15 protein-coding genes are annotated in these 11,587 nt (G+C 60.5%); 11 read left to right on the top strand and 4 right to left on the bottom strand.

The genetic code is table 11. The annotated features are described in order from the left end of the window. Positions 1-34: 34 nt before the first annotated feature. Positions 35-535, bottom strand: a complete 501-nt coding sequence (locus JLC71_RS09755) for a peptidylprolyl isomerase (protein WP_200915240.1) — start codon at positions 533-535, stop codon at positions 35-37. Between the two features lie 31 nt (positions 536-566). Further along, entirely contained in the window at positions 567-1,097 is a 531-nt protein-coding gene (locus JLC71_RS09750) for a peptidylprolyl isomerase (protein WP_236251038.1), read from the bottom strand. Positions 1,098-1,226: 129 nt separating this feature from the next. Here JLC71_RS09750 and coq7 point away from each other — a divergent pair, with 129 nt between their 5' ends. Together coq7 and JLC71_RS09740 are read left to right on the top strand one after the other, a co-directional pair. Beyond that, positions 1,227-1,880: a 2-polyprenyl-3-methyl-6-methoxy-1,4-benzoquinone monooxygenase gene (coq7, locus tag JLC71_RS09745; RefSeq protein WP_200915238.1), complete on the top strand. Its 654-nt coding sequence runs from the start codon at positions 1,227-1,229 to the stop codon at positions 1,878-1,880. 190 nt (positions 1,881-2,070) lie between these two features. Continuing rightward, entirely contained in the window at positions 2,071-2,955 is an 885-nt protein-coding gene (locus JLC71_RS09740; protein WP_200915237.1) for a formate/nitrite transporter family protein, read from the top strand. Between the two features lie 220 nt (positions 2,956-3,175). Here the strand turns inward: JLC71_RS09740 and JLC71_RS09735 are convergent, their stop codons facing one another. Then, positions 3,176-3,595 (bottom strand): OsmC family protein, encoded by a 420-nt coding sequence (locus tag JLC71_RS09735; protein WP_200915236.1) that lies wholly within the window; start codon positions 3,593-3,595, stop codon positions 3,176-3,178. A 339-nt stretch (positions 3,596-3,934) separates the two neighbouring features. Here JLC71_RS09735 and rplM point away from each other — a divergent pair, with 339 nt between their 5' ends. From rplM to JLC71_RS09690, 9 genes are all read left to right on the top strand, one after another. Further along, positions 3,935-4,363, top strand: a complete 429-nt coding sequence (gene rplM, locus JLC71_RS09730; RefSeq protein ID WP_200915235.1) for a 50S ribosomal protein L13 — start codon at positions 3,935-3,937, stop codon at positions 4,361-4,363. A 22-nt stretch (positions 4,364-4,385) separates the two neighbouring features. Continuing rightward, complete coding sequence (gene rpsI / locus JLC71_RS09725) at positions 4,386-4,778, top strand: 30S ribosomal protein S9 (RefSeq protein ID WP_200915234.1); 393 nt, start codon at positions 4,386-4,388, stop codon at positions 4,776-4,778. Between the two features lie 134 nt (positions 4,779-4,912). After that, on the top strand, positions 4,913-5,956 hold the full coding sequence (gene argC, locus JLC71_RS09720) for an N-acetyl-gamma-glutamyl-phosphate reductase (protein ID WP_200915233.1): 1,044 nt from the start codon (positions 4,913-4,915) through the stop codon (positions 5,954-5,956). A 6-nt stretch (positions 5,957-5,962) separates the two neighbouring features. Beyond that, the gene (locus tag JLC71_RS09715; protein ID WP_200915232.1) at positions 5,963-6,682 is read left to right on the top strand and encodes a DUF6776 family protein; all 720 of its coding nucleotides are present in this window, start codon (positions 5,963-5,965) and stop codon (positions 6,680-6,682) included. Beyond that, entirely contained in the window at positions 6,682-7,080 is a 399-nt protein-coding gene (locus JLC71_RS09710; protein WP_200915231.1) for a bactofilin family protein, read from the top strand. The genes JLC71_RS09715 and JLC71_RS09710 overlap by 1 nt, the downstream gene beginning before the upstream one ends. Positions 7,081-7,165: 85 nt before the next feature. Continuing rightward, complete coding sequence (erpA, locus tag JLC71_RS09705) at positions 7,166-7,498, top strand: iron-sulfur cluster insertion protein ErpA (RefSeq protein WP_236251037.1); 333 nt, start codon at positions 7,166-7,168, stop codon at positions 7,496-7,498. Between the two features lie 129 nt (positions 7,499-7,627). Continuing rightward, positions 7,628-9,109, top strand: a complete 1,482-nt coding sequence (gene pap / locus JLC71_RS09700; protein WP_200915229.1) for a polyphosphate:AMP phosphotransferase — start codon at positions 7,628-7,630, stop codon at positions 9,107-9,109. A gap of 2 nt (positions 9,110-9,111) precedes the next feature. After that, on the top strand, positions 9,112-9,702 hold the full coding sequence (locus tag JLC71_RS09695) for a malonic semialdehyde reductase (RefSeq protein WP_200915228.1): 591 nt from the start codon (positions 9,112-9,114) through the stop codon (positions 9,700-9,702). 16 nt (positions 9,703-9,718) lie between these two features. Then, the gene (locus JLC71_RS09690; RefSeq protein WP_200915227.1) at positions 9,719-10,792 is read left to right on the top strand and encodes a hypothetical protein; all 1,074 of its coding nucleotides are present in this window, start codon (positions 9,719-9,721) and stop codon (positions 10,790-10,792) included. Positions 10,793-10,809: 17 nt separating this feature from the next. On the opposite strand, the gene JLC71_RS09685 is transcribed toward JLC71_RS09690, so the two are convergent. Beyond that, positions 10,810-11,574: a class II glutamine amidotransferase gene (locus tag JLC71_RS09685; RefSeq protein ID WP_200915226.1), complete on the bottom strand. Its 765-nt coding sequence runs from the start codon at positions 11,572-11,574 to the stop codon at positions 10,810-10,812. Positions 11,575-11,587 lie beyond the last annotated feature (13 nt).

The following is an 11,587-nucleotide window of genomic DNA, read 5'->3' as shown; positions in this document are numbered from 1 at the left end:
CCGGGCGGGCGGCGTTGGCACGATCAGCGATCGATCAGCCGAGGACTTCGGCCTTGACGATCAGCACGTCTTCCTTCGGCACATCCTGATGGAAGCCGCTGTTGCCGGTCTTCACACCCTTGATCGCGTCGACGACCTCCTTGCCTTCGACAACCTTGCCGAACACGGCATAGCCGTAGCCTTGCGGCGTTGCGGCACGGAAGTTGAGGAAGTCGTTGTTGGCGACGTTGATAAAGAACTGTGCCGAGGCCGAGTGCGGCTCGGGCGTACGCGCCATCGCCACGGTGTAGGCGTCGTTCTTCAGGCCGTTGTCGGCTTCGTTCTTGATGTTATCGCGGGACTTCTTCTCTTTCATGCCCGGTGCGAAACCGCCGCCCTGAACCATGAAGCCATCGATCACGCGGTGGAACACGGTGTTGTCGTAGTGGCCATCTTTCACATATTGGACGAAGTTGGCGACGGTGATCGGCGCCTTGACTTCATCGAGTTCAAGAACGATATCGCCGGCGCTGGTGCTCAGTTTTACTTGGGTCATGATTGATCCTTGCTTGTTGAATTGAATGTGTTTATTTGGCCGCTGCGGCAGCGGGGAGTTCACGCGCCGATTGCAGCACCACCGGTTCCAGCGGCGCATCGCCCGGCATGGTCTTGACCGCGGCGATCTTGTCGACCACGTCGAGCCCGGCCACGACCTTGCCGAATACCGCGTAGCCGAAGCCGTCGCTGCCCGGCCAGTTCAGAAAATCGTTGTTCTTCAGGTTGACGTAGAACTGGCTGGACGCCGAGTTCGGGTCGTTGGTTCGTGCCATGGCGACGGTGCCGCGATCGTTCTTCAGCCCGGCCTTGAAGGCGGCCTGCGCTTCATTCTTCACCGGCGCGCGTGTCGCTTTCTGGTTCATCTTGGCGTCGAAACCGCCGCCCTGGACGACGAAGCCGGCGACGACACGGTGAAAAATCGTGCTGTCGTAGTGCTTGTCTTTCACGTACTGCAGAAAGTTGGCAACCGTGGCCGGCGCCTTTTCCGGGTACAGCTCAAGGACGATCTTGCCCTTGTTGGTCACCAGCTCGACCTGCGGGTTGGCGGCCCAGGCGGACATCGTGGCAACGCTCAGCGCCGCGGCGGCAAAGAATTTTTTCATCGTGTTCTGATCCGTATCGATAGCGGTGAAAATCCGCCGAATCATAGCACGCCGATAAATAGTAAAATCGACGCCAAGGAGAACGCCATGCTCAAACTGCCCGCCCTGCCAGGGCTGCCCAAGCTCGATACCCTGGTTGCCGAATTCGACACCGTGCTGCGTACGCTCGCGGCGCCGGCAACTAGTGCGCGTGCACATCCCGATGCGCATATCGACGATACCGATTTTGACGAGGCCGAAAAGCGCCATGCCGCCGGCTTGATGCGCGTGAACCATAGCGGCGAGATCTGCGCCCAGGCGCTGTACCAGGGACAGGCGCTGACGGCGCGCGACCCGGCCAACCGTGAGGCGCTGCGTCACGCCGCACAGGAAGAGGTCGAACATCTGGCGTGGACCGAGCGTCGGATCGAGGAACTCGGTAGCCACAAGAGCGTGCTCAACCCGCTTTTGTATGCGGGCAGCCTGGCGATCGGCGTGACCGCCGGCGTGATCGGCGACAAATGGAATCTGGGCTTCCTGGCAGAAACCGAGCGTCAGGTCGGCGCGCACCTGCAATCACATCTGCAGACCCTGCCGGTGCAGGATGCCAAGAGCCGCGCCATTGTCGAGCAGATGTACCGTGACGAGATGGGGCATGCCGATATCGCGGTCGAGCTTGGCGCCGCCGAACTGCCGTTGCCGCTGAAGGCGCTGATGGGCGTGACATCCAAGCTGATGACCTCGCTGAGCTATCGCTTCTGATGCCTGCGCATACGACATAAAATAATTGCAATAAACACGTAAATTAGTCCCAAAGGCGTAGTCGGGAGTGCGCCGTTTGATCTGGATCAGCTTCGCCGATTGTTGTCTGCTTTGTTCGGAACTTGTACCAAAACTACATGATGTGCGCGGCGTATAACTAGACGTCATGTTTTATTGCTACAGGCGCGCCATGTCTTCCTCTCCTTCGTCCTCCACACTTCGTTCCCCTGCCGAAATCGTCGGCTACATTGCCCATGCCGGTGCCGAGAAGGCCCGATTGCATCCCGGGCGATTGCTCGGCATCGCTGTGCTTGGCGGCATGTTCATCGGCATCGGTACCATTCTGGCTGTGATCGTCGCCGGCGGTTGTACCGGTCTGGCGGTCAGCAACCCGGGCCTGGTGAAGTTCATCTTCGGCGCGCTGTTCCCGCTCGGCTTTATCGCGGTCACGCTGACCGGCGCCGACCTGTTTACCTCCAATTGCGCTCTCGGCGCCTCGGCCGTATTGCGGGGCGAACTCGGTGTCGGTGAAATGCTGCGCTTCTGGGGGATTTCATATTTCGGCAACTTTATCGGTGCGGTCGGCGCGGCGTACTTCCTGGTCTACCTGACCCATCTGATCACGCCCGGCGATCCGGCGACCGCTTACCTGATCGGTATCGCGCAGGGCAAAACCTCGCATCCATTCATGATGACCTTTATGAAGGGCGTGCTCGCCAATGTGCTGGTTTGCGTCGCCACCATGCAGGGCTACTCGGCCAAGGACACCTTCGGGCGAGTGTTGGGCATCTGGTTCCCGGTGATGGCCTTCGTCACCCTCGGCATGGAGCACAGCATCGCCAATATGTTCATCATTCCGGCGGCGATGCTGGGGGGGCTGGATGTGAGCTGGGGGCACTTCATCGTCTCCAACCTGATTCCGGCAACCTTGGGCAATATCGTCGGTGGCGCGCTGGTAATCGGCCTGCCGTATACGCTGATCTACGGCGAACAGAATGCACCGCGTTTTGGCCGCCAGCGACGCGTGACTGACGCGGACAAGGAGCAGTGCGGCGTACCCGATACGATGAAGTGACTCGATATGCAGCATGCAAAAAGCCGCCCTGAGGCGGCTTTTTTATTGGCTCTGTCGACGTTAACTGTTGCAACCTCACGTAAGTGGCGTGAACCCTTGCGATACCAGTGACGCCAACGGCACGCTGGAATACGGCTTGTTGCTTGGGCTAGCAGGCGTAGCGCAGTGATCCACAACAGTTAGCGGATACATAGCCTTTTTATTGGCGATGATGGCCGTATCAGTCGGCTTCGATGATCTTAAAATCGTGGGTGATTTCGGCCATCTGGCCGAGCATGATCGATGCCGAGCAGTATTTCTCGGCCGAGAGCTTGATCGCCCGCTCGACCTGCTCGGGCTTGAGCGAGCGGCCGGTGACGATAAAGTACAGGTGGATCTTGGTGAACACCTTGGGGTCGACCTCGGCGCGGTCGGCATCGACCTCGACCACGCAGTCGCGCACATCGGCACGGCCCTTCTTGAGAATATGAATCACATCGTAGGTCGAGCAGCCGGTCATGCCCATCAGGAGCATTTCCATCGGCCGTGGCCCAAGATTGCGACCACCGCCTTCGGGTGGACCATCCATCAAGACCGCGTGCCCGGACTCCGACTGCGCCAGAAAACTGACCGCTTCCACCCACTTCAGACGTACTTTCATGACTTCCTTTTCACGCGAGCCGCTTGTTATCGAATCAAGGCGGCAATTGTAGAGAGAAGCTTGATCTGACGCAGCTTTTAGGGGTTTTACCTGATCAGTCGAATGGCATTTTTGACGCTCTTGTGCCTTGTTTGCATGAAGCCAGCATGCAAAAATGGGTTTCGGCGTCGGGCTTGCCCGGCGTTGTCTCCTCCATCCTCCATTTTTTGGTGGAATTCATGCGCAATCCTCACGGGTTGCGTTTTTTTTGGTGGGTTCCTCTCGCTAGATTTGACATGTTCTTTCTTAGGGGGATAAAATCTGCGACTTTCTCGAATTCGTAACGTGGACTAAGCAGTCATGAAAACCTTCTCTGCCAAGCCGCACGAGGTGAAGCGCGAGTGGCTCGTTGTTGATGCCACTGACAAAGTGCTGGGTCGCCTTGCGGCTGAAATTGCCAAGCGTTTGCGCGGCAAACACAAAGCCGAATACACCCCGCACGTCGATTGCGGCGACTACATCGTTGTGGTGAACGCAGATAAGCTGCGAGTGACCGGCGACAAAGCACAATCGAAGATTTATTACCGTCACACCGGTCATCCGGGCGGTATCTATCAGCGCACCTTCGCCGAAATGCAAGATAAATTCCCAGGCCGTGTGCTGGAAAAAGCCGTCAAGGGCATGTTGCCGAAGGGCCCTCTGGGCTACGCAATGCTCAAGAAGATGAAGGTGTATGCCGGTAATGAGCATCCTCATACCGCGCAGCAGCCTAAAGCGCTTGAAGTCTGAGCCCTGAACAAGGAATAGCAAAATGGTAGGTAAGTACAACTACGGTACCGGTCGCCGCAAGAGCGCCGTTGCCCGCGTGTTCCTGGCCAAGGGCTCGGGCAACATCGTCGTCAATGGCAAGCCGGTTGATCAGTATTTCAGCCGCGAAACCAGCCGCATGATCGTTCGTCAGCCTTTGACCCTCACCGAAAACCTCGAAGCGTTCGACATTCTTGTCAACGTCAACGGTGGCGGTGAAACCGGTCAGGCCGGTGCGGTTCGTCACGGCGTGACTCGCGCTCTGATCGATTACAACGCAGAACTGAAGCCGGCATTGAAGGCTGCAGGTCTCGTTACCCGCGATGCACGTGAAGTCGAACGTAAGAAGGTTGGCTTCCACAAAGCCCGCCGTCGCAAGCAATTCTCGAAGCGTTAATTTCGAGCTTGTCTGCACCAGCAAGGCCGCCTTTGGGCGGCTTTGTCGTTTCTGGCGTCTGAGGCCAGACGAGAGCCGCCCATCAGGGCGGCTTTTGTTTTATGATCGCGAGCATTGCTTACAAGGAGTGCGAGATGGTCAAGGTCGGGATTGTCGGCGGTACGGGCTACACCGGAGTCGAGTTGTTGCGCTTGCTGGCAGGGCATGCCGGCGCGCGTATCGAAGCGGTGACATCGCGCAAGGAAGCCGGCATGCAGGTTGCCGAAATGTTCCCGAGCCTGCGCGGCCGTGTCGACGTGGCGTTCTCGACCCCGGAAGAGGCTAATCTCAAGGGCTGCGATGTGGTGTTCTTCGCCACGCCGCATGGCGTGGCAATGGCGCAGGCGCGCGAGCTGCTTGATGCCGGCGTCAAGGTGATTGACCTCGCCGCCGATTTCCGCCTCAAGGATCCGGCCGAGTTTGCCAAGTGGTACGCGATGGAACACAGCTGCACCGATCTGCTCGACGAGGCGGTCTACGGTCTGGCCGAGGTCAATCGCGATGCGATCAAGGCTGCAAGGCTGATCGGCATGGCCGGCTGTTACCCGACGTCGGTGCAGCTCGGGCTGTTGCCGCTGCTCGAAGGTGGCCAGCAGCTGATCGAGGCCGATACGCTGATCGCCGACTGCAAATCCGGCGTGTCCGGCGCCGGTCGCAAGGCCGAGGTCGGTACCTTGTTTGCCGAGTCCAGCGACAACTTCAAGGCCTACGCCGTCAAGGGGCATCGTCACTCGCCGGAAATCAATCAAGGCCTGAGTGCGATTCACGGTGCGCCGGTATCACTGACCTTCGTGCCGCATCTGACGCCGATGATTCGCGGCATCCATTCAACCATCTACGCGCGCATCAAGCCCGAAGGGCGCGATACCGATTTCCAGCAGCTGTTTGAAGACCGCTACGCCGGCGAGCCTTTCGTCGATGTGATGCCGGCGGGCAGCTGCCCGGAAACGCGCTCGGTACGCGGCTCAAACATCGCCCGCATCGCCGTGCACCGTCCGGGTAATGGCGATCTGCTGGTGATCCTTGTCGTTGAAGACAATCTGGTCAAGGGTGCGTCGGGGCAGGCGGTACAAGTGATGAATCTGATGTTCGGCCTGCCGGAAACGCAGGGCCTGGACGTCGTTCCTTTGCTGCCTTAAGCGCCGATGCCGCTCAGGCGTCTGTACCGTTTGCAGCGGGCCCGGCTGACGGCGACGCCGCTCACCCTACGGCCGGCGCTCGGTTGGCGTGGCCGGGCGTGGCGCGTGCTGGTGTGCTTGAGTGCGCTCGCGCTGGCTTTCGTGGCTGGCGACTGGTTTGGCGGCCGCCAGGCGCGAGAGCTGGCAAGGCAGCAATGGCAGGACAAGATCGTCGCGAATGCGGCGGGGCAGTCGCAGCGCGATTCGCTGGCGGCACAGTCAGTGGCGGCGCAGCAGCGCTTTGAAGTCAGCGAGGCGGCACGCAAGGCCTTGGCCGCCCAGTTGGCCGACGCGCAGCAGCAACTGGCCGGGCAGCAACAACGGCTGGCATTTTTCGAGACCTTGTTGACGCGCAATGAGCGTAACCGGCCGGTCGAGCTGGTGCGCTGTGACTTCGAGCCGGTTGGCGAGGGCCGCTGGCGCTGGCGGGTGTTGGCGACGCAGGGGGCTGGGCGCGATGCCGCATTTGCCGGTCAGCTGCTGCCAAGCGCCACGCTACGGGAAGGCAGTACGCGACGCCGGCTTGATCTGGCTGCGACGCCGCTGGCGTTTCGCCATTACGGTAGCACCGAAGGCGAGTTGACCTTGCCGGTTGCGGCCAAGGTAGAGCGTATCGAGCTGAAACTCGTTAGCGAAAAAGACAAGCAGCCGCTCGCGAGCTGCAATAATCAGCAAGGGGAGTTGTGATGTTCAAGAAAAAGAAAGGCAGTCAGCGGATCGACAGCCTGATCGGCCATGGCACGCAATTCGACGGCGAACTGCGTTTTGCCGGTGGTTTGCGCGTTGACGGTACGATTGCCGGCAATGTGATCGCGCTCGATGCGCAGCACGGTACGCTGGTGGTTTCCGAAAAAGCCCGAATCGAGGGCGGCGTGCGCGCAACCCATTTGATCCTCAATGGTGAAATTGCCGGGCCGATCGAGGTGAGCCACTATGTTGAGCTGCAGCCCAAGGCGCGCGTGCGCGGCGATCTCACTTATAAAACGCTGGAAATGCACCCGGGCGCGGTGATCGAAGGCCGGCTGATTCCGCTGGAAGGCGCGCGGATGATCACACCGGAAGAAGTGCCAGCGAGCACCGATTGACCCGATGCCGGGGTCGGCGCGATAATCCTACTTGTTTAGTCAACTATTAATTGTGGAGTATGCGATGACCACCGCAACTACCGAGATGCCCAGCCCGTTCCTGTTTACCGATGCAGCTGCAGGCAAGGTGGCCGAGCTGATCGCCGAGGAAGGCAATCCCGACCTCAAGCTGCGCGTTTTCGTGACCGGCGGCGGCTGTTCGGGCTTCCAGTACGGCTTCACCTTCGACGAAATCGTCAATGACGACGACACCGAAGTCAACAAAGCCGGCGTCACGCTGCTGGTCGATCCGATGAGCTACCAGTACCTCGTCGGCGCTGAAATCGACTATGTCGACAGCCTCGAGGGTTCGCAGTTCACGATCAAGAACCCGAATGCACAATCGACTTGCGGTTGCGGTTCGTCGTTCTCGGTCTGATCCGGTTCGGCCCAACAGCTAAAGGGGAGCGCATGCGCTTCCCTTTTTCTTTGCCGGCAGCATGCGCTGCTTGTCCTGCTGGCGCGATTCGACCTGATAATGGCGCACAAGATCAACAAGGAGCACGGTATGTTCGATTCGGCAACGCTGGGACACAAGATCGGCAAGGAGGATTACCGCCAGCGTGAAGGGGTGTTGCGCCAGGCGCTGCTGGCGGCGCAGTTCAAGCTCAAGCAACTGGGCGATTTCCCTGTGGTGATCCTGCTGGCGGGGGTGCCGACCGGTGGACGTGGCGAAATCGCCAGCCTCCTGAACGAATGGATGGATCCGCGGCATATCGCCAGCCACGCCTTTGGCGAGCCGACCGATGAAGAGGCCGATCGTCCACCACTGTGGCGCTATTGGCGTGCGCTACCGCCCAAGGGCAGCTCCGCGATCTTCTTTGGTGGCTGGTATCACGGCCCGGTGTGGGATGCTTTGCGTGGTGAGTGTCAGGCCGATTTCGAGCACGAAATCGAACAGCTCACCCGCTTCGAGCGCATGCTCGCGTCCGAGGGGGTGTTGCTGATGAAGTTCTGGCTGCACCTGCCCAAGGCTGATTTGAAAAAACGCCTTAAGCAGCTCGAATCCGATCCGCTGACCGCTTGGCGCGTCTGCGATGAGGATCGCTGGTTCCTGAAAAACTACGATCAGATCCTCGATGCGTGCCAGCAGATGCTGCAGGGAACGAACCTTGCGTTTGCGCCGTGGCGGGTGGTCGAGGGCAATGATGCCAATTACCGCGCGATTTCGGTCGGCCAGCAACTGCTCGACGCGCTGAATGCGCGCTTCGACAAACAGTTCCAGCCTTATGGCGATGCTGCGCCGCTGCTGCCATCGGTCGATGGGGTGCGTTTGCTCGACAAGCTTGAGCTCAATCATAAACTCGGCAAGCAAGACTACGAGCGGCGTCTGGCCGAGGCGCAGGGGCGGCTCAACCAGCTGACGCGCAAGCGCGGCTTCAAGAAAATGGGCGTCATCACCGTGTTCGAGGGCATGGATGCCGCCGGCAAGGGTGGCAGCATCCGCCGCATCACCGCTGCGCTTGACGTGCGCCAGTACGGCATTGTGCCTATCGCCGCGCCAACCGACGAAGAGCGCGCCCAACCGTATCTGTGGCGCTTCTGGCGCCATGTGCCGCCGCATGGTCAGGTGCGGATCTTCGACCGCTCCTGGTACGGCCGGGTACTGGTCGAACGGGTCGAGGGCTTCGCCAGCCAGTTCGACTGGATGCGCGGCTACAACGAGATCAATGACTTCGAAGCTCAGCTCGACGCGGCCAATATCATCGTGGTCAAATTCTGGCTGGCGATCGATTCCGACGAGCAGTTGCGCCGCTTCAAGGAGCGCGAATCGATCGAGTGGAAACACTTCAAAATTACCGATGAAGATTGGCGCAATCGCGATCGCTGGGACGATTACATCGTCGCCGCCAGCGACATGATCGATCGCACCAGTTCGGCGATCGCGCCGTGGCACTTGATCGGCGCCAACAACAAATACCATGCCCGCGTTACCATTCTTGAAACCCTGTGCGACGCGATTGAAGCGCGCCTGAAACGCAAGGAATGACCATGTCCCAGGTTCTCGACGCCGCAGTGCTGGACCAGCTTTTCCGCGAGGCGCGTACGTTCAGCTACTTCGACGACCGCCAGATCGACGACGAAACGCTGAAATCGTTGTACGACGTGCTCAAGTTTGGTCCGACCTCGGCCAACAGTTCGCCGGCGCGCTTTGTATTCGTTCGCTCGCCCGAGTCCAAGGAGAAGCTCAAGCCCGCGCTATCCGAGGGCAATCGCGACAAGACCATGGCCGCACCGGTGACGGTGATCGTCGCCTACGATCTGGCTTTTTACGACGAGCTGCCGGCGCTGTTTCCGCAGGCCGATGCCAGGAGCTGGTTTGCCGGCAACGATGCGGTGATTCAGGCGACGTGCCTGCGCAACGGCAGCCTGCAGGGGGCGTATCTGATGCTGGCGGCGCGTGCCTTCGGGCTCGATTGCGGGCCGATGTCCGGTTTCGATAACGCGGTGGTCGATGCCGCGTTCTTCGAGGGCACAAACTGGCGCTCGAACTTCCTGATCAATCTGGGTTATGGCGTGCGCGAGAAACTGCACCCGCGCAATCCGCGTCTGCCATTCGAGACGGCATGCCGCATCGTTTGACCTCACGGTTCGCGCAATGACCGACTGGACGATTTGGCAAGCGCTTGAGGAATGGCGCTCGCGCCGGCGTGAGTTGGAGCCGGTATTCGCCCATGCCGGGATCGCGCCGGAGCTGGAAACGTACGCCAACCGCATTCTGGTTGATCTGAAACGCCAGCCGCCCACGCCGCCGCTCGTCTCCGGCGACAAGCAGCGCGACGAAGAAGAGCGGATGCGCTACAACGCCGCCTTTGTCCGTTATTACGACGAAAGCCTGTTCAAGGCCGATGCGCTGGTGCGCATGCCTTGGGTGCCCGAGGCTGCGCCGATCGGCGCGGCGGTGAGCGCCGAGGTCGCGCGGCTGCGCGCCGCCCTGGTTGCCGCACCTGGAAAGGCGCCCGATTTTGCCGATCTCGAAGCCCTGCTCGGGCACTACCTGAGGCTCGATCATCCGCAACTGACAATTGCCCCCGAGCTGCTGGCCGAGCGCCGACGGCTGCTGGCTGAGATCGCCGGCTGGCCGCTGCTGGTGCAGCGTGCCGCAGCGCAGCCCTTCAGCGAAGATGTGCCGCCGTTGGCGAGCGATGCGTTTCATCGGCTTTACCAGCAGCAGCTTGATCTCTACCTGGCGACGCCGTGGCTGCATTGCAAGGTGGTGAGCCAGTGGTATGCGACGCTGGCACTGGATGCGATGCTGGTGCGCAAAAAGCGCGAGGCCGGTGACGATGCCTGGATCGCATCGACTTTCAAGGCGCGCTGGCCGAGTCTGTCGGTGTGGTTGCCGCAGCTGGAGATGGCCGATCAGCTTTGGTATCTGCTGTTGATCCTTGTTGCCGTCGTCGCCCTGTTTGGCGAGCGCTGGCTGCTGGCGTTGCCGCTGATCCTGTGGCTCAACCTCTCGGTGGGCGCACACCGGCGCCAGCGGCGCCGGGTTGAAAGGCGGCGCGACGAGCTGGTCGCGCGGGCGCAGACGCTGAAAAAGGTTCGCGACCGTTTTGCCGCAGGGATGTCGTCACCCGACAAGCTGGCGCAGCAGTTACGCCAGCTCGATCCGGGTGATGAGGGCTTCGACGCATCGTTTTACGCCTTGCTGCGCCTGCAATCGCACTAGCGCCAGCTGCCGCTGGCTCAGGCGACCGGTTCGCCGTCGACGAACATCAACAGTTGGCCGCTTTTCATCTTGATCCATGTTTCGTTGTCGGTCAGCGGTTGCGTCGCGATCACCGCGACCCTGTCGTCCGGCGTCGTGACCGACGAGAAGTCGATGCTGACATCGGCATCCGAAAGGTGCGCGGTCGAGAATGGCGCGCGGCGGATGATGTAATGCAAATCGGTCGCGCAGCGCGCGAACAGTAGCTCGCCGTTGGAGAGCAGGAAGTTGAAGCTGCCGCGACTGGCAAGCTCGTCCGCCAGCGGTTTCAGTGCCGCATACAGTTCATCGCGCGCTGGCGCGGAGGGAAAGCGCCGGGCCAAGGCATCGAGCAGCCAGCAGAAGGCCTGTTCGCTATCGGTGTCGCCGACCGGCTGAAAGCGGCTGCCCGCCAGCGAAGGCAGGCCGTCCAGATTGCCGTTGTGGGCAAATATCCAGTACTGCCCCCACAGCTCGCGCCGGAACGGATGAGTGTTGGCGAGATTGACCGTGCCCTGCGTCGCCTTGCGAATGTGTGCGATGACATTGCGGCTCTTGATCGGGTAGGCGCGAACCAGCTCGGCGATCGGCGAGGTGATCGACGGCAGATAATCCAGAAACAGCCGGCAGCCGCGATCTTCAAAGAACGCGATGCCCCAGCCGTCAGCATGATGGTCGGTCAGCCCGCCACGACGATGAAAACCTTCAAACGAAAACACGATATCGGTCGGCACGTTGCAATTCATGCCCAGCAATTGGCACATTGGCGTGCTCCGT

The organism is Jeongeupia sp. HS-3, assembly GCF_015140455.1.
Classification (GTDB): domain Bacteria; phylum Pseudomonadota; class Gammaproteobacteria; order Burkholderiales; family Chitinibacteraceae; genus Jeongeupia.
The sequence above is the reverse complement of the archived record's forward strand: the minus strand, read 5'-3'. Positions and strand labels throughout refer to the sequence as shown.

What these genes read in the sequence shown, in the direction of transcription:
- JLC71_RS09755 (WP_200915240.1), bottom strand. Translation starts at nt 535, where the DNA reads ATGACCCAAGTAAAACTGAGCACCAGCGCCGGCGATATCGTTCTTGAA.
- JLC71_RS09750 (WP_236251038.1), bottom strand. Translation starts at nt 1,097, where the DNA reads ATGTCCGCCTGGGCCGCCAACCCGCAGGTCGAGCTGGTGACCAACAAG.
- coq7 (WP_200915238.1), top strand. Translation starts at nt 1,227, where the DNA reads ATGCTCAAACTGCCCGCCCTGCCAGGGCTGCCCAAGCTCGATACCCTG.
- JLC71_RS09740 (WP_200915237.1), top strand. Translation starts at nt 2,071, where the DNA reads ATGTCTTCCTCTCCTTCGTCCTCCACACTTCGTTCCCCTGCCGAAATC.
- JLC71_RS09735 (WP_200915236.1), bottom strand. Translation starts at nt 3,595, where the DNA reads ATGAAAGTACGTCTGAAGTGGGTGGAAGCGGTCAGTTTTCTGGCGCAG.
- rplM (WP_200915235.1), top strand. Translation starts at nt 3,935, where the DNA reads ATGAAAACCTTCTCTGCCAAGCCGCACGAGGTGAAGCGCGAGTGGCTC.
- rpsI (WP_200915234.1), top strand. Translation starts at nt 4,386, where the DNA reads ATGGTAGGTAAGTACAACTACGGTACCGGTCGCCGCAAGAGCGCCGTT.
- argC (WP_200915233.1), top strand. Translation starts at nt 4,913, where the DNA reads ATGGTCAAGGTCGGGATTGTCGGCGGTACGGGCTACACCGGAGTCGAG.
- JLC71_RS09715 (WP_200915232.1), top strand. Translation starts at nt 5,963, where the DNA reads ATGCCGCTCAGGCGTCTGTACCGTTTGCAGCGGGCCCGGCTGACGGCG.
- JLC71_RS09710 (WP_200915231.1), top strand. Translation starts at nt 6,682, where the DNA reads ATGTTCAAGAAAAAGAAAGGCAGTCAGCGGATCGACAGCCTGATCGGC.
- erpA (WP_236251037.1), top strand. Translation starts at nt 7,166, where the DNA reads ATGCCCAGCCCGTTCCTGTTTACCGATGCAGCTGCAGGCAAGGTGGCC.
- pap (WP_200915229.1), top strand. Translation starts at nt 7,628, where the DNA reads ATGTTCGATTCGGCAACGCTGGGACACAAGATCGGCAAGGAGGATTAC.
- JLC71_RS09695 (WP_200915228.1), top strand. Translation starts at nt 9,112, where the DNA reads ATGTCCCAGGTTCTCGACGCCGCAGTGCTGGACCAGCTTTTCCGCGAG.
- JLC71_RS09690 (WP_200915227.1), top strand. Translation starts at nt 9,719, where the DNA reads ATGACCGACTGGACGATTTGGCAAGCGCTTGAGGAATGGCGCTCGCGC.
- JLC71_RS09685 (WP_200915226.1), bottom strand. Translation starts at nt 11,574, where the DNA reads ATGTGCCAATTGCTGGGCATGAATTGCAACGTGCCGACCGATATCGTG.